The organism is Wolbachia endosymbiont (group A) of Scambus nigricans, assembly GCF_947251485.1.
Lineage (GTDB): Bacteria > Pseudomonadota > Alphaproteobacteria > Rickettsiales > Anaplasmataceae > Wolbachia > Wolbachia pipientis.
Genome location: NZ_OX366356.1, coordinates 308,576 through 324,574 on the forward strand (window position 1 = coordinate 308,576; position 15,999 = coordinate 324,574).

General features: G+C 34.9%; 14 protein-coding genes and 1 tRNA gene. 11 read left to right on the forward strand and 4 right to left on the reverse strand.

Features of this window, described 5'->3' with window-relative positions; all coding sequences use genetic code 11:
- Position 1: 1 nt before the first annotated feature.
- Positions 2-439 (reverse strand): efflux RND transporter permease subunit, encoded by a 438-nt coding sequence (locus tag OPR46_RS01765; protein WP_265043661.1) that lies wholly within the window; start codon positions 437-439, stop codon positions 2-4.
- Between the two features lie 208 nt (positions 440-647).
- On the opposite strand from OPR46_RS01765, the gene OPR46_RS01770 reads away from it, so the two are divergent.
- The gene (locus tag OPR46_RS01770) at positions 648-1,229 is read left to right on the forward strand and encodes a hypothetical protein (RefSeq protein WP_265043663.1); all 582 of its coding nucleotides are present in this window, start codon (positions 648-650) and stop codon (positions 1,227-1,229) included.
- Positions 1,230-1,232: 3 nt separating this feature from the next.
- Here the strand turns inward: OPR46_RS01770 and OPR46_RS01775 are convergent, their stop codons facing one another.
- The gene (locus tag OPR46_RS01775; protein ID WP_265043664.1) at positions 1,233-1,970 is read right to left on the reverse strand and encodes a type I glutamate--ammonia ligase; all 738 of its coding nucleotides are present in this window, start codon (positions 1,968-1,970) and stop codon (positions 1,233-1,235) included.
- A 325-nt stretch (positions 1,971-2,295) separates the two neighbouring features.
- Between OPR46_RS01775 and dnaA the strand changes: the two genes are divergently transcribed.
- The gene (gene dnaA, locus OPR46_RS01780) at positions 2,296-3,678 is read left to right on the forward strand and encodes a chromosomal replication initiator protein DnaA (RefSeq protein WP_265043668.1); all 1,383 of its coding nucleotides are present in this window, start codon (positions 2,296-2,298) and stop codon (positions 3,676-3,678) included.
- Positions 3,679-3,705: 27 nt separating this feature from the next.
- Here the strand turns inward: dnaA and OPR46_RS01785 are convergent, their stop codons facing one another.
- Positions 3,706-4,980, reverse strand: a complete 1,275-nt coding sequence (locus OPR46_RS01785) for a metallophosphoesterase (protein ID WP_265043670.1) — start codon at positions 4,978-4,980, stop codon at positions 3,706-3,708.
- A gap of 190 nt (positions 4,981-5,170) precedes the next feature.
- On the opposite strand from OPR46_RS01785, the gene OPR46_RS01790 reads away from it, so the two are divergent.
- The 8 genes from OPR46_RS01790 to OPR46_RS01825 all read left to right on the forward strand — a co-directional run bounded on the left by OPR46_RS01790 (position 5,171) and on the right by OPR46_RS01825 (position 13,400).
- Positions 5,171-5,258, forward strand: a tRNA-Leu gene (locus tag OPR46_RS01790).
- A 29-nt stretch (positions 5,259-5,287) separates the two neighbouring features.
- Positions 5,288-6,370: a GTP cyclohydrolase II gene (locus OPR46_RS01795; RefSeq protein WP_265043671.1), complete on the forward strand. Its 1,083-nt coding sequence runs from the start codon at positions 5,288-5,290 to the stop codon at positions 6,368-6,370.
- A gap of 72 nt (positions 6,371-6,442) precedes the next feature.
- Positions 6,443-7,123, forward strand: a complete 681-nt coding sequence (locus OPR46_RS01800) for a VirB8 family type IV secretion system protein (RefSeq protein WP_265043673.1) — start codon at positions 6,443-6,445, stop codon at positions 7,121-7,123.
- Positions 7,110-7,910: a P-type conjugative transfer protein VirB9 gene (gene virB9 / locus OPR46_RS01805; RefSeq protein ID WP_174515708.1), complete on the forward strand. Its 801-nt coding sequence runs from the start codon at positions 7,110-7,112 to the stop codon at positions 7,908-7,910. The genes OPR46_RS01800 and virB9 overlap by 14 nt, the downstream gene beginning before the upstream one ends.
- 16 nt (positions 7,911-7,926) lie before the next feature.
- Positions 7,927-9,387, forward strand: coding sequence for a TraB/TrbI/VirB10 family type IV secretion system protein (locus OPR46_RS01810; RefSeq protein WP_265043674.1), 1,461 nt, complete (start codon positions 7,927-7,929; stop codon positions 9,385-9,387).
- Position 9,388: 1 nt separating this feature from the next.
- Entirely contained in the window at positions 9,389-10,381 is a 993-nt protein-coding gene (virB11, locus tag OPR46_RS01815; RefSeq protein ID WP_265043675.1) for a P-type DNA transfer ATPase VirB11, read from the forward strand.
- A gap of 30 nt (positions 10,382-10,411) precedes the next feature.
- Positions 10,412-12,430 (forward strand): type IV secretory system conjugative DNA transfer family protein, encoded by a 2,019-nt coding sequence (locus tag OPR46_RS01820; protein ID WP_265043677.1) that lies wholly within the window; start codon positions 10,412-10,414, stop codon positions 12,428-12,430.
- A 121-nt stretch (positions 12,431-12,551) separates the two neighbouring features.
- Positions 12,552-13,400, forward strand: coding sequence for a P44/Msp2 family outer membrane protein (locus OPR46_RS01825; RefSeq protein WP_265043679.1), 849 nt, complete (start codon positions 12,552-12,554; stop codon positions 13,398-13,400).
- A 268-nt stretch (positions 13,401-13,668) separates the two neighbouring features.
- On the opposite strand, the gene prmC is transcribed toward OPR46_RS01825, so the two are convergent.
- Complete coding sequence (prmC, locus tag OPR46_RS01830; protein WP_265043681.1) at positions 13,669-14,508, reverse strand: peptide chain release factor N(5)-glutamine methyltransferase; 840 nt, start codon at positions 14,506-14,508, stop codon at positions 13,669-13,671.
- Positions 14,509-15,619: 1,111 nt separating this feature from the next.
- Between prmC and rpsL the strand changes: the two genes are divergently transcribed.
- The gene (rpsL, locus tag OPR46_RS01835; RefSeq protein WP_265043682.1) at positions 15,620-15,994 is read left to right on the forward strand and encodes a 30S ribosomal protein S12; all 375 of its coding nucleotides are present in this window, start codon (positions 15,620-15,622) and stop codon (positions 15,992-15,994) included.
- Positions 15,995-15,999: the final 5 nt, after the last annotated feature.

Consider the following 15,999-nt stretch of genomic DNA (forward strand, 5'->3'; position numbering starts at 1 on the left):
TTTAGTTGCGTGCTATTTCAGTTAAGGCTCTTTCTGACAAATTACCAATTAAGCAGACATTGAGTATCGGAAATAAGCTCAAGTTTATTTCATTGATTATCGGAGATTCCGCTTCAACAGGTAACTTCGATTTTATGTTTGAAAGCTTTGAACGAACATTATCGAGCACTTCTTTATTATCATACTCTGTTCCAAATTCGAGTATCATGTGAGCACCATCATTAGTTGCAAAAGCTCTCAATTCTCTTACACCTTCGATGGATCTTAGTTCATTTTCTATAGGAAGCACTAATAGCTTTTCACTATCTTGAGCAGAAATCCCAGGAAGTCCAACAAACACGCTGATTATAGGAATCTGTATATCAGGATTGCTTTCCCTTGGCATTTTTATATAAACGTATGAACCGAAGATAAAAATTACTATAAGTAATAATACCACCGCCCTGTTTCGCTCTATGAGTAAGCTCTGGATGTTGAATGTTAGCTGAATATGTGTGTTTGTACAATATTATAGTCGAGATACATTGCATATTAATTAATCCTTGTGTAGCTTTAAAACTTTACGCAAATAATTAAAATTTTCGCAAAATTGCAGGTATAAGAAAATTCCTGTATAATAATTCTAGAACAGTATTTGAGAGGTTATTATGGTGGCAATTCTAAATGTAACAAAGGGCAAAAATAAAGTTATTGTGTCTGGATTAGCTGGAGCTTTATCAGCTTTAATATTTTTAACAGCAATCCACATTGCCGCAAAGATAGCCATTATCGTTTCTGCCGCTGCAGTTACTTACTTATTACTTTCGCTGATTCATAAAATAAGAACTAAAGCTGAAATTACTGGTGTTTCAGGAGATAAAGTTTCAGAAGATGAAGGGTATAGCAGTGTTGGTGAAGGTGAAGAAAAAGATACCGTAGAAGAACCAGAAAAAACTGAAGCTGAGTTAGAAGAAGAAATAATAAGGAAAAGAGCAGAAGAAAAAATGAAAAATGGACTACCTGAACATATGGACCTTGACGGTAACTCACTTGCTGGGGCTGATGATACAAGTCAGACTAGATACGCAACGAACTATATGGATTTAATGCGATCCCCTCCTATGCATACGAATGGATATTACCAGGAAATCACAAAAGTTGCCAGTGCTCCAAAAACTTTTGTCACTAGTGATTCAATGAGAATGGCAGAGCGGCTAACTATGGAAGATATTGTTAACCAACGTGGTTAGAGTTTATATCAAACTCTCCATCTCATATTGAAAATCAGATGCAATGCCATACACTCTATTTGGCGGAGCAATTTTGTTCTCTATACCAAAAACTATACCTTCAATTATTGCTGTGAGTACTTTTTCAAGGTCACAATCTGCTCCGGGAACGCGGTGCTCTAGGCGGAATCTTTTGAAATCGTTGCCAAAATAGGGAATTCTTATCGCAGCAGTTCTGTTATTTACTCCCCAACTAATCGTAGTTGGAGTGTGAATATCCGGATACTGAAATCTTAAATATGAATCATCATTTGGAGCAAAAAACAACATATGTTTTTTCATCATTGCACATAATCCACCAATACTATGAATCAGATAGTCACTGTACTTTTGCTCATTGATATAAAATAAGTTACCGTTATTTGAATTCACGAGATTAACATGCACATTTAATGCACTGCCTGCTCTATCCAAGTAAGGCTTTGCTTTAAAAGAAACATTCCCACCTAGTTTTTGTGCTGTTTCAGTAAGTGATTGTTTTGCTAACTCAAAATGCTTAATTAAATTGTAGGAGTTCGTATAACAACCACTTTTTATCTCATACTGATGTGTAGAATTCTCCTTCTCGCAAGAAAATTCAAGAGATGCTATTTTATTTTTGATACTATTCAGAAATAAGTATTCTTTTTCTATTCCTTCAATGTAAAACTCTAGTTCAATACCTAATACAGCATAACAACTCAAATTACTTAATATAATCATAAATTTGCTTCAGTAAATCTATATTAGGTTAGCTATATTTATATGAATACTTTACTTATTTGCCAGTAAATTTCACATCTTATTTATACATAATGTATTACTGTTTTTAATAGCATGCTTCTAATCCTCGATACAAGCGACATTTACAAATTTTTCATTTTTTTGAAATAAAAATGATCAATTTTAATGTTTTTATACCCTTTACAACCCATCAAAAAATCACCATAATTTTTAGTATGTATTAAGTAGTATTAGCTTTTCATTTTGCAGTAAGCTATTGATTATCTTATATTTTCTAATTATTGCTTTTTTCTTGGTGTGGTATATGAACTTAACTAGCCCTAAGGTTTCTACTATGTTTTTTGATCAGATTATTACAGTAACGGATCACAATGTTACTTGGGAAAAAATCCAAAATTGTCTTTATAATCTTTATGGAGAAGCAACATATAATAGCTGGCTGAGTTCACTAAAATTTGTCAGTAGTAGAAATGGGGAAGTTCTTTTATCCGTGTCAACAAGGTTTATAAAAGAGTGGATTACAGTTCATTACATGAAAAAAATATTATCATTATGGCAAAGTGAAGATAAAAGTATACGTTCTATTGATATTCAAGTAATTGAGGAGAGGAATTCAAATTTTAATGTTATACTAAAAAACAGAGAGGAAAGTAATCATAATCTTGGTTCGCCGCTGGATCCAAGGTTCACCTTTGATAATTTTGTAGTGGGAAAGCCAAATGAATTAGCATTTACGGCGGCAAAGCGTGTGGCAGAATCTATAGATCCAATATTAGGCAGCAATCCTTTGTTTCTATATGGTGGAGTGGGACTTGGTAAAACACATCTAATGCATGCTATAGCTTGGCACATAGTCAATTCCCCATCAGCAAAAAGAAAAGTGGTGTATTTGTCAGCAGAGAAATTCATGTACCAATATATTACAGCGCTGCGAAGCAAAGATATTATGTTATTTAAAGAGCAATTTAGATCAGTAGATGTATTGATGGTAGATGATGTGCAATTTATCAGTGGTAAAGATAGTACACAAGAAGAATTTTTTCACACTTTCAATGCATTGATAGACCAAAATAAACAATTGGTTATATCAGCTGATAGGTCTCCTAGTGATCTTGATGGAGTGGAAGAAAGAATAAAATCACGACTCGGTTGGGGGTTGGTGGCAGATATTAATGAAACAACTTTTGAATTAAGGCTTGGTATATTGCAGTCAAAAGTGGAGCAGATGAATATGTATGTTCCGAAAGATGTCCTAGAGTTTTTAGCAAGGAACATAAAATCTAATATAAGAGAATTAGAAGGAGCATTAAATAAGGTTACCCATACCTCATTAATTGGAAGAAGTATGACGGTAGAATCAGCTAGTGAAACCCTAATCGATCTTCTTAGGTCAAATCATAGGTCAGTCACAATAGAAGAAATACAAAAGAAAGTAGCTGAATCTTTCAATATAAAGGTTGCAGATATGCAATCCAATAGAAGGCTTCGCAGTCTTGCAAGGCCAAGACAAATAGCTATGTATTTTGCCAAAAAATTTACGCAAAAAAGCCTACCAGATATTGGGAGAAACTTTGGTGGCAGAGACCATGCTACTGTTATACATGCAGTAAAACAAGTAGAAAATTTTATAAAGACCGACTCAAAATTTGCTGATGAAATCAATCGATTAAAAAAAATGTTTAAGTAGCGTTTTTAAAATAGCTAATAACAAATCCTAAAATGAATCGACTATAGTTTTAATCCGTTTAAGTTTAAAATCTTCTGTTAGCTTCGCAGAATACATTTCCTTATTGTGTCGATTATAGAAGGTAAATTCGTGATCATCTAAATTTAGTATTGCAAAGCCAAAGCCAAAAAAGTTTCTAACCTCGTGTGCTAAGTAGTTTTTACCATTTAAATAGTCAAATTCTACACTTTGATAAACAGATTCTTGATCTTGAGCGTGTAATGATGCACCACCGTTTCCAACTATAATTTGGTCTGGAACATTATCCATTAATAAAATCTGGGCTATATGAATGTGGCCAGAAACTATGGTAGTAACATTGCTTGGAAATTTATCTCCAAAAGCTTCGATTTGTGTAAGATTACCATGGCTTTTTAATGTCAAAAATTCTTTTTTTGGAGATCTCCAAAGCGGTTTATGAGTTAAAAACCACATGGGCTTGTCAGAACTATTTTGTATCAATTTATCAAATTGCCTCTCAAAAGCATCAATTGTGCTTTGGGTTGTAAAAATATCCTCACCGGATGAAGAGTCGAAGATAAAAAATTTCATCGGTCCAGCATCTAAGGACCAACTAGAAACGAAGTTTCCACATTTTTCAGACGAAAAGGGGTATGAATCTAGATACCTGAACCATCCTTCATAAGCTCTATCACAACTCTCATGGTTTCCACGAACAAAAAGGAAAGGGGATTGTGATAAAATATCCTTTGCAGGCTCAAACCAATCAGCGTACCAAACTTCTTTATTATATCCATAAATATCGCCACACTTTTTTGTATTTCTACATTTTGTTTGTCTATAATGATAATCACCAACATGGATAATTAAATCTGGTTTATGAAGGGCGATTGAATCTAAATTTTTTTTTAAAGGCCAGCTATCTACCGAATTACATTCCTGCTGAAATAACATATTTATTCTACAGCCCGTGTCACCAATGAAAGCAATTTTATTAACCTTTTTTGGTAATATAGGAACCCGTAGATCCTCAATACTAATGTTTTTGGCACTTGTTTGTACTGTCAGTTCACAAACTGTTTCGTTATGATCACCATTGTTAATTGAGCTGCGATTCAGCATTTCTGTTTCCTCGCCATCAACATAAACAATGGGACACATGTCATTGTCCGTAATTGCGCGTATGCTTAGTTTATTTTCTGGGATAACTTGAGACCATGTGTATAATATTTGTGCATGGACGAAATGAAAGCTAGTTATAAGAGAGAGAGCTAAAAAAATAAAGATATTAGCTATATTCATTTGTATAAAAACCTAAGTTAAAAATTAGTAGTAAGGTTATCTTAAATGATTAAAATTTATAATCACAAAATTCATAATCAAATTATACAAACAATTTCTAAATTATTCTAGTATCAGATTGACACTCTAGATGAAAAATTCTAAAATGATTAAGTAATTTAAAATAATTATATAAAAACTAGAATATAGTGCGGCCGTGGTGGAATTGGTAGACACGCAGCGTTGAGGTCGCTGTGGCTCATAAGGCCTTGGAAGTTCAAGTCTTCTCGGCCGCACCATTTTTTATCGCTGTTTAATATGGGTAAAAATGTTTATAGGAAATCAGAGTAGCAATAAGGTAGAAAGAGCTATCAGCGAAATCAGGCGCGGTCGGCCAATTGTAATATATGATGAAAGTAATTACCTATTGTTTGCTGCTGCTGAGGCTTTAGAAAGAGATTTATTTAATCAATACAAGCTTACATCAAGTAATGTATATGTTACTTTAACTTCAAGTAAGGTAAAATACATATCTCAGAATAAAGAACATAACAGCAAACGTCTGTTGGTGAATAATTTTGATGAACTGCTCTATTTAATAAACTGTTCAAAGGAAGATTGCATAAAAGAGTTGCAATGCTCAAAGACAATAGATGAATGTGCTATTGCCTTGCTTAAGTTCTCAGAATTATTGCCATACGCGTTAGTGGCTGATATGACTTTTGAGAATAACCATGAAATGCGAAATTGGTGCGAGAAAAATGACGTTATTGCACTGGACACGTCATTCATAAATAATTTTCAAGAAAATCAGGATGTATATGAAGTGTGCAAAACATCATTATTTTTAAAACAGACTCAAGAAGTAAATATCATATCTTATAGAACCGAAAGTGGTGGAAGAGAACATCATGCAATTATCATTGGCAATCCAGATAAAGATGACGAACCATTAGTGAGAATTCATTCTTCGTGCTATACGGGTGACTTGTTAGATAGCTTGTCATGCGATTGCAGAAGTCAGTTACATCAAGCAATTCAAATTATAGCTGACTCTGGAAGTGGTATTATATTGTATTTGATGCAAGATGGAAGAGGCATTGGTTTAACTAATAAGTTAAGAGCGTACAGTATGCAAAGAGGACATAATCTTGATACTGTTGATGCAAATAGAATATTGGGTTTTGAAGATGATGAAAGGAGTTTTGCTGTTGCAGCTAAAATGCTTAAGAAATTGAACATTAACAAAATCCAATTACTTACAAACAATGATAGGAAATTGTCAGAATTGGAAAGTAGTGGTATAGGAGTTACAAAGTGTCTACCACTTATTGTGGAACGTAATAAATATAACGATTCATATATGGAGACAAAGTTTGGTAAATTAGGCCATAGATTAAGAGTTTTTTAGCTTTTTTGCTGTAACTACTTTGTTAATTTGCTATGTTTATTAACATAAGTTAAGATTTTTAGGAATACTAAAATGCTAAGATTTTTTAAGCGAGAAAAAAATACTGAATCCTCAGATAAGGATATAAATTGGAATTCAAACCGCTACAGCACAGTTATTGCTCAAAGGAATATTCTACTTTTATTTGCATTAATATTATTAGCAACGATCTCTATCAGCATATTAGTCATATTTAAAATTAGCACAAGTAGCACTATTGAGCCATTTGTTATAGAAATTGACAAGAAATCAGGAATAGTGCAATTGGTTGATCCTGTCACAGTAAAACAGTATTCTGCAGATGAAGCGCTAAACGATTATTTTATTTCAGAGTATATAAAAGCAAGGGAGGTTTTTGATCCATATCATTATAATTATAACTATTATACAAAGGTGAGGTTGTTTTCCTCACCTAATGTGTATAATGAATTTAGAAATTATGTAGGATCGCAGAATATGGGTGATCTTTTTAATTTATATTCAGATGCCAAAAGTGAATTTAAAATTCGCTCAATTCAAAAGTTGGGTAACGATGCTCTTCAGGTAAGATTTTTTGTGGAATTTACACGGAAAGATGGAAGTTCTACGAGAAAAAATAAGATAGTTATTATGTCATATAGATATGCATCGCTTGAAATGGATGATCAGCAAAGATATATTAACCCATTAGGATTTCAGGTTATTTCATATAGAGTAGATGATGAATATGTATAGGATATTATTAGTTTTAGCTTTACTTGTAAGTGGCAATTTAAACGCATCCATTAATTATAATGAGCCTATTTCTATAGATAGTAGAATAAAGACTTTTGTGTATAGCCCTAATGAAGTATTTACGGTGGTTTTTAGTCAGGGTTACTATTCTTATATTGAATTTGCGGAAGGAGAAAAAGTTAAAAATATCGCTGTTGGTGATGCATCAAGTTGGAAAATTAATCCTTATGACAATAAATTGCTTATCATGCCATTTGAAGTTAGTAGTCGCACTAACATGATTATTACGACAACTAAAAAAAGAAATTACATTTTTGATTTAATCTCAAGGCCAAACTACGATAAATACCCGGATACTGATGCTAAGAAAGTGGATCACGATTATTCTGCTGAAAAGGATATATCTTACGTAGTACGTTTTTATTATCCTCAAGAAGAAGGTGAATTTGATGTTGATTTAGATGAGGTTTCTTTACCTACTCAAATGCAATATACTACAGACAAGCTAGAAAAAATAATACAAGAAAATGATACGAAGTACAATTATACATATATTGATGAAGGTGGTAATGCGGATATAGTTCCGATCGAGTTATTTGATGATGGTTATTTAACCTATTTAAAATTTAGAAATAATAATAAAATACCTCAGGTTTTTGTAGAAGGGGAGGATAAACCTTGTAAAAGGCTGTTATTTGATGATTATGTTATAATAAAAGGAGTACATAAAAAGCTATTTATGCGTTATGAAGATGGTGAAGTTGAAATTATAAATAGGTCACTTTAGCTGTGGTACATGCAATATGAATAAAGAAAGGCGTAACAATTCAGAAGATGAATCAGAAATAGAGAATAAGGTAGTAACAGTTGGCTCTAATCAAGGTCATAGGGCATTGATGGTCATTATTTTAGTGCTTCTGGCTGGTGGAGTGTATTATCTCTATTTTAGTCCTTCTCCTAAAGAGGGTTCAGAAGTTATTAAAAAAGAGGAAACAAAGCAAAACGTTCAAGAATTGAAAGGAAAGTTGGAACAAGTTCCAGATAATGTAATGGTTCCTGAAAGAATAATAACTGATCCCTTACCACCCTTACCTCCTCTTCCTACACCACTAATCATACCAGAAATAAAACAAATTAGAAAAGAAGAAGTGATGAAAAAAGAAGAAGAGAAACCAAAAGAAACTCCTGTGTCAAATATACCTATTTTGCCAAAGAAAAATTTTCCTTCTAGTAATGTTATGGGCAATTTACCTACCTCGTTTCCTACAATAGGGGGTGGCGGTTATCCTAGAGACAGACGTAGTGCACAGATGTTGACAATTTCAGGTGGTAGTGGAGAGAACAAGGCTGCTGATGATATTTTATCCGACACTTCAGCACAATCGAGCAAAGCTACCAGAGTAGGAAAGCTTGGTTTAATGATTACTCAAGGTAAAATTATTGATGCTGTTCTTGAAACTGCAATAAACTCTGATCTGCAAGGAATGCTGCGTGCTATGGTGAGTAGAGATGTTTATGCAGAAACTGGTGATACAGTTTTAATACCTAAAGGCTCAAGATTGATAGGCAGTTATTCATTTGACTCGAATGTTGCTAAATCTCGTGTAAATATAAACTGGAATAGAGTGATTCTGCCACATGGAATAGATATTGCAATCTCATCACTTAGTGCTGACGAGCTTGGTAGAGCAGGAATAGCAGGAATAGTTGATAACAAAATAGTAAGTGCGTTATTCTCTTCAGTGACACTTGCTGGTGTTTCGATTGGTTCTGCTGTTATAGGGCAAAAGGCTTCTAATCTTGTTGATACGCTAACTATCAGAGATGCAGTAAAGTCTATCACTGCAACCGAAATAGATTTTTCTTCTCTCCAACTCATTATTGACCCAGAAAAGAAGATATCTAGTGACAAATGGAAATTAGGCCTTGGGGCTATCGGAAGAATTCGGAGTGCCAAAAGCAGACAAGATTTACTCAAAATAATGAAAGAGGAAATAGCAAAAGCACTAGGAATTGAAGAAGACGAGGTAAATATAAGCCTGGAAATTGTAAATCAACTGTTAGAACAAATTCAAAGAAAAAGCAAGTCTGTTTATGATGAAGCAATCGGGAAATCAATCGAGGATTTTTCTAAAGATATGCGGGATGTAGTGGGCAGATATACAGATAAAAAACCAACTATTTATGTTGATCAAGGCACTGCATTGAAAGTATTTGTTAACCAAGATATAGTATTTCCTCCACAGGCAATATTAAATCAATGAAATGAACTATGCTGCACTTGATACATATTTGGAGCCATTACAAGGCATATTTCAAGAAGAAGGCGTAAATGAAATATCAATAAATAAGCCAAAGGAAGTATGGATTGAAAATCGCGGTGAAATAAGGTGTGAAAAATTAGAAGTATTCGATCTTAACCATTTGAAATCTCTTGGCAGACTGATTGCTCAAGCTACAGAACAAAAACTTAGCGAAGAAGCGCCGTTACTTTCGGCAACATTACCAAATGGTTATCGTATACAGATAGTATTTCCGCCAGCATGTGAACCTGATAAAGTAGTCATGTCGATTCGTAAGCCTTCTAGCATGCAGTTAGCACTCGATGATTACGAAAAAATTGGGGCTTTTTCTGAAACTGTTACAGAAGCAACTGATAATCCAGTTGACCGTCATTTGGATTTATTGTTAAGGCAAAAAAAAATAAAAGAGTTTTTAGAATACGCTGTAATAAGTAAGAAAAATATTATAATTAGTGGTGGAACTTCCACTGGTAAGACTACTTTTACTAATGCTACTTTGCGTGCTATTCCAGCTGAGGAAAGAATTATTACTGTTGAGGATGCAAGGGAAATCGTTTTGAACGATCATCCCAATAAAGTCCATCTAATTGCCTCTAAAGGAGGGCAGGGCAGAGCAAAAGTAACCACTCAAGATTTGATAGAAGCGTGCTTACGTTTAAGGCCAGACAGAATAATAGTTGGTGAGCTCCGTGGAGCGGAAGCTTTTAGTTTTCTCAGGGCGATAAATACTGGTCACCCTGGATCAATATCAACCCTTCATGCAGATAGTCCAACAATGGCCCTTGAGCAAATAAAATTGATGGTTATGCAGGCAAATCTTGGCATTCCTCCAGACCAAATTATACCATACATTAGAAATGTGATTGATATTGTTATTCAGCTAAAAAGAACCGGTGGGGGCAAAAGAAGCATTTCTGAGATATTATTTACTAGATCTGCGAGCGAAAATGCTTAAATTTATACATAAGTTAAGGAAGAGTAGTTTATGAGTAATGGAAATCACCTACGTAATATTCTCATAGGAGGTGTAGTAGCTTTTAGCGTACTTGAGTTTTGCTTCTATCTATCTGGTATATTGTTTGTTCTGTTTGCTGATGGTCCGGATGCTGTGGATTTTAAGGCAATTAATCCTAGTTTGACGCCTTTCCCTCAAGCTCTTTGGCCAACGATTTTTGATCATATACAATATTGTTGGCATCATCCAGAGTTATATAGCTTTGAGCTCAAAATCACATTAATTATATCTTCTGCACTGCCTATGATTGTTTTAATGATTATCTTATGGAATTTAAGAAAAAGGATAATTGAGTGGCGACCATTTAAAAAGAAGGAATCACTTCATGGAGATTCGCAGTGGGCATCAGAGAAAGACATACGAAAAGCAGGATTAAGAAGCAAAAAGGGATTATTGCTTGGTAAAGATAAAAGAGGATACTTCATTTCTGATGGGTTTCAGCATGCATTGTTATTTGCACCTACAGGTTCTGGTAAGGGTGTTGGCTTTGTAATTCCTAATTTATTATTTTGGACTGACTCGGTAATTGTACACGACATAAAATTAGAAAACTATGAAATAACAAGTGGTTGGCGAGAACGACAAGGACAAAAAGTATACGTATGGAATCCAGCGCAGCCAGATGGAATAAGTCACTGTTACAATCCATTACAATGGATTAGTGAAAAACCTGGGCAGATGGTTGACGATGTGCAGAAAATAGCTAACCTAATTATGCCTGAACAAGACTTTTGGCAGAATGAAGCAAGAAGCTTATTCGTTGGAGTGGTATTATACTTACTTGCTGCACCAGAGAAAGTTAAATCTTTTGGTGAAGTTGTGCGTACGATGCGTAGTGATGACGTGGTTTATAGTCTTGCTGTTGCTCTTGATACAATGGGTAAAATACTACACCCTGTAGCATATATGAATATTGCAGCTTTTTTACAAAAAGCTGATAAAGAAAGGTCAGGTGTTGTATCAACCATGAACTCATCACTTGAATTGTGGGCAAACCCATTGATTGATACTGCAACTGCGTCAAGTGATTTTAATATTCTAGATTTTAAAAAGAAGAAAATTACAGTTTATGTTGGTTTAACTCCTGACAACTTGACTAGGCTCAGGCCTTTAATGCAGGTTTTTTACCAACAGGCAACTGAGTTTTTATGTAGAAAATTGCCATCGGATGACGAGCCTTATGGCGTATTGTTTTTAATGGATGAGTTTCCTACACTTGGAAAAATGGAGCAATTTCAAACAGGTATTGCATATTTTCGTGGTTATCGAGTTAGGTTATTCTTAATTGTTCAAGATACTGAGCAGCTCAAAGGAATATACGAAGAAGCAGGGATGAACTCCTTTTTGTCAAACTCGACTTACAGAATAACTTTTGCAGCCAATAATATTGAAACAGCTAATTTAATATCGCAACTTATAGGAAACAAAACTGTACAACAAGAATCGTTGAATAAGCCTAAATTTTTAGATTTAAATCCTGCTTCAAGGTCATTACATATCTCTGAAATACAGAGAGCATTGCTATTGCCTCAAGAAGTTATTATGTTGCCACGTGACGATCAGATAATTTTAATAGAGTCGACTTACCCAATTAAATCAAAGAAAATTTTGTACTACAGTGATACCACCTTCACAAGAAGGCTGCTCAAAGAAACTCGTGTGCCTACACAAGAACCATATGACCCAAACAAAGTTCTTTCTGCCGCTGCGAGCAAAGATAAGGTTAATAACGAGGGGAATAATGTTCTTGAGGGACCTAATTCAGTTGATTATCCTGCTGAAACTAAAACCGAAGATGCAGTATATGATGAATCAGATGAATTTGCAGACGAAGATATTGATGATGAAGATATTGATGATGAAGATATCGACGATAAGTTTGAAGATGATGACGAGGAAGATGAGGATAGGAGCGATGATGGGTTTGATGACGAAGAAGAGGAGGATGAATTTGAAGATGAGGATAAATTAAAAAATGACGAGAAGTAAGGTTAACTTTGCCTATTTTTAGCTCAGAAAAGTGCAAGTTATGCAAATAATTAGGTTTTTCATATTAAGCCATTTTTAATTAATTAGTATTAGATTAGCTATTTTAACTAGGGGAGTAGTAATGATTAGTAAAAAAACATTAGCGGTTACAGCATTTGCTTTATTGTTGTCACAACAATCTTTTGCAAGTGAAACAGAAGGGTTTTACTTTGGTAGTGGGTATTACGGTCAATATTTAAATAACACAAGCGTACTAAAAACAAGCACTACAGGTATCAAAAATTTGTGTATAAATGACAGGGGTGCTCAGAACACAGAAGGTCAGTCACTAAGTGAGTATAAAGGAGATTATAATCCACCTTTTGCTGCAAATGTGGCATTTGGTTACACAGGGGAATTGGGTAACAACAGCTATAGGGCTGAATTGGAAGGGATGTATTCTTCTGTAAAAGTGGATAATATTGGTTTAACAAGTAGCCAAATAACTGTTTCATACCTAAAGGAGACTGGTGAGGATCCTGATAAAGAAACTTATCTCTATAGTGCTGCAGTTAGTAATAACCAAATTGAGAACATATCTGTAATGGCAAATGTTTATCATCATTGGAAAAGTGACCGTTTCTCTTTTTCTCCTTATGTTGGGATTGGAATCGGTGCAACAAGAATGACAATGTTTGAAAAATCGTCAATCAGACCCGCAGGTCAATTAAAAGCTGGCTTTGATTATCGCGTAAGTGAAGATGTAAATATGCATATCGGATATAGAGGTTTTGGTGCTATTGGTAGCGATATTAAGCTTACAGCAAAAAAGTTAGGACAAATGGTAGCCGACTCCAATAATGCTAGACAAAGTAGGCTTAATCCTAGCTCAGGTAGCGAAGTAACTGAGAAAATAAATATAGGTAATCAACTATTTCACACACACGGCATAGAGGCTGGTCTTACTTTCCATTTTGCCAGCAAAGCTTAAACATGTTGCCCTTTAAAAAATGCATAAAACCGTTCCTGTCATCCTATGGCTTGACCATAGGATCTAGTTATAGCCTTTCTTATAATAGTCCGAATGCGATAAGATATGTGTTTATGGCTATAGCAGGCCAGTAGCATATTACGGTCTGCTCGGATTATTGTAAAAAGAGCTATAAATATAGATCCAAGTAGTCACGCTACTTGGATGACTAGGTAGAGGGTACTGGGATGATATAGGATAATATGGGATGAAGGCAAAAAAACATTAGCTATGTTTTTTGCATAACAATGCATCTCTTCATTCCCGCTAAGTCATATACATATTCCTGAAAAGCTAATTCGTATGAGGGGATTATTTTGTCAATATTGCTTTGATCTTCACCTATCTCCAATATCGCAAACCCATTTTTTTTAAGGCACCTCCTTAATATTGGAAAAATGCTCAAGTAACAGCTCAAACCATCAATACCACCATCAAGAGCAATTCTTGGTTCCTTTTGCACTTCAGCTTGCAAGTCTTTCAATTTGCTTCTTTTAATATATGGAGGATTACTGATTATAAGATCGAATGAACCTCTGCACTCTGTCCACGAACTTGGAAATATTTTGGCTCTGCTGAGAAGATCATGTTTTTTTGTGTTCTGATAGGCAATTTTATATGCTTCCAAGCTTTTTTCAAAACCGACGCCAACAGCATATTCATACTCACTAAGTACGGATATCAATAAACAACCTGTGCCTGTACCAAAATCTGCAATTTTTAGTTTCTGTTTTTTGTTTGGGTAATATTTTAACACTGCTAGGATTATTGTTTCACTATCTGGCCTTGGATCTAAAACATGCTGGTTAACTATAAAATTTTTACTCCAGAATTCACGATTACCTATTATTTGTGATATTGGATATCTTTCCGCTCTTTTTTTTGTTAATTTCCAAAATAAAAGTTCTTTCTCCATCGGCACTTGATCAGCATGGTTCACAATTATAAATGATCTTTCCACTCCAAGTACGTGCTGCATGATGATTTCACAATCTAAATGTGGTGATTCAACTTTATGTGACGATAATAACTCCGATCCTTCTTGAATTAAAGTGCTGATTGTTTTCATTATTCTAAAAATATGTTTCTTTCAGCCAAAAATAGCAAGATTAGCTTCCAGTTTAGGGTAGCTGCACTAAATCCCAGTGTCAAGCACGCAGCTGTACGAACATTGCAATTTGCAGATCCAAGTAGCTTGACTACTTGGATCCAGCTAAGTTGGTGAGCATAAAAGTATAGCTAATGCGAGCTTTACGTCATACCGTCACGGTATCTCTAGATTCCGCTAACACGTAGCGGGACGACGAGGTCAGGGTGTCATCCTAGTACCTTCTCCTGTCATCCCAGTGCCCTGACTACTTGGATCCAGGAAAAAGAATGGTGTCATCCAAGTAGCCTCCCTCCCCTGTCATCCCAGTGCCCAGACACTGGGATCCAGAAAAGTTTCCTTGTAAGCAAGCAAACTAGCACAGAAAGTGGTTACAACATTTTCGATGAGATTATATGGAAAACTGGATTCCAGTGTCAAGCACTGGAATGACACCTTCCTGCCCAGTTCATGTTGCCATAAATATTAAGAAATTTACCAAGCAAAAAAAGGCAAAAGAAGCCCTAGTCATTGTCTATTTTCAGTATTGGCGTTTTTTAAGTCTTAAACACTGCAATTTAGCTGCTTTTAAATGCAACTCACCTTAGTTTAAATGTTTAAGAAATTTACTAAGCAAAAAAAAGGCAAAAGATATCCCGTATTAGCTAGTTGTCACTCTCTAATCCTGCAAATTGGCGTACTATACTGTCTTAAACGCTTTATAAGCGCGTTTCAGCTTATATAGGTAAAAACCCAGAAATGTTGTGAAGAAGTAAAGTGTGCATAGTGCAAAAAATTAAAAATAAGACGCCAATTACGTAATACTGTTGTCATTTAATCTGCACAGATTGAAGATAAATGAATACCTTCAATACCATGATAATGGGGCTGGCGAAGGGTGTCAAGTAAGTTTTTTCGTTTCTACTGAATGACAGTTGTGGCTTGGGAGGTAGTGCAAGAAGTCTACTGATGGCTTTCAAGGCAGTTGAGCTTAATTATTAGAGTAGTAATGTTTATTTTTATATTGACTATTGAGGTTTATTATTTTATAACTAGAAACTTAGTTATTTTAATGAGCTTGAGTTTATAACATATGCCTACGATAAATCAATTAATACGTAAGGGTAGATTAGGATTGACCCATAAGAAAAAGGTACCAGCTTTGGGAGAAAGCAACCCTCAAAGGAGAGGTGTTTGCACTAAGGTGTATACTACAACTCCTAGAAAGCCTAACTCAGCACTCCGTAAAGTAGCCAGAGTAAAAATTAGTGGGTATGGTGAAGTGACGGCTTATATACCTGGTGAAGGTCATAATTTACAAGAACACTCTGTTGTTTTGATACGTGGTGGGCGGGTTAAAGATTTGCCAGGTGTGCGTTATCACATAATAAGAGGTGTCCTTGATCTGCGTGGTGTGCAAAATCGAAAGAAAGCTCGTTCAAAATATGGTGTAAAGAAATCTGGTTAAAGTTT

What these genes read in the sequence shown, in the direction of transcription:
- OPR46_RS01770 (WP_265043663.1), top strand. Translation starts at nt 648, where the DNA reads ATGGTGGCAATTCTAAATGTAACAAAGGGCAAAAATAAAGTTATTGTG.
- OPR46_RS01775 (WP_265043664.1), bottom strand. Translation starts at nt 1,970, where the DNA reads ATGATTATATTAAGTAATTTGAGTTGTTATGCTGTATTAGGTATTGAA.
- dnaA (WP_265043668.1), top strand. Translation starts at nt 2,296, where the DNA reads ATGAACTTAACTAGCCCTAAGGTTTCTACTATGTTTTTTGATCAGATT.
- OPR46_RS01785 (WP_265043670.1), bottom strand. Translation starts at nt 4,980, where the DNA reads ATGAATATAGCTAATATCTTTATTTTTTTAGCTCTCTCTCTTATAACT.
- OPR46_RS01795 (WP_265043671.1), top strand. Translation starts at nt 5,288, where the DNA reads ATGTTTATAGGAAATCAGAGTAGCAATAAGGTAGAAAGAGCTATCAGC.
- OPR46_RS01800 (WP_265043673.1), top strand. Translation starts at nt 6,443, where the DNA reads ATGCTAAGATTTTTTAAGCGAGAAAAAAATACTGAATCCTCAGATAAG.
- virB9 (WP_174515708.1), top strand. Translation starts at nt 7,110, where the DNA reads ATGAATATGTATAGGATATTATTAGTTTTAGCTTTACTTGTAAGTGGC.
- OPR46_RS01810 (WP_265043674.1), top strand. Translation starts at nt 7,927, where the DNA reads ATGAATAAAGAAAGGCGTAACAATTCAGAAGATGAATCAGAAATAGAG.
- virB11 (WP_265043675.1), top strand. Translation starts at nt 9,389, where the DNA reads ATGAACTATGCTGCACTTGATACATATTTGGAGCCATTACAAGGCATA.
- OPR46_RS01820 (WP_265043677.1), top strand. Translation starts at nt 10,412, where the DNA reads ATGAGTAATGGAAATCACCTACGTAATATTCTCATAGGAGGTGTAGTA.
- OPR46_RS01825 (WP_265043679.1), top strand. Translation starts at nt 12,552, where the DNA reads ATGATTAGTAAAAAAACATTAGCGGTTACAGCATTTGCTTTATTGTTG.
- prmC (WP_265043681.1), bottom strand. Translation starts at nt 14,508, where the DNA reads ATGAAAACAATCAGCACTTTAATTCAAGAAGGATCGGAGTTATTATCG.
- rpsL (WP_265043682.1), top strand. Translation starts at nt 15,620, where the DNA reads ATGCCTACGATAAATCAATTAATACGTAAGGGTAGATTAGGATTGACC.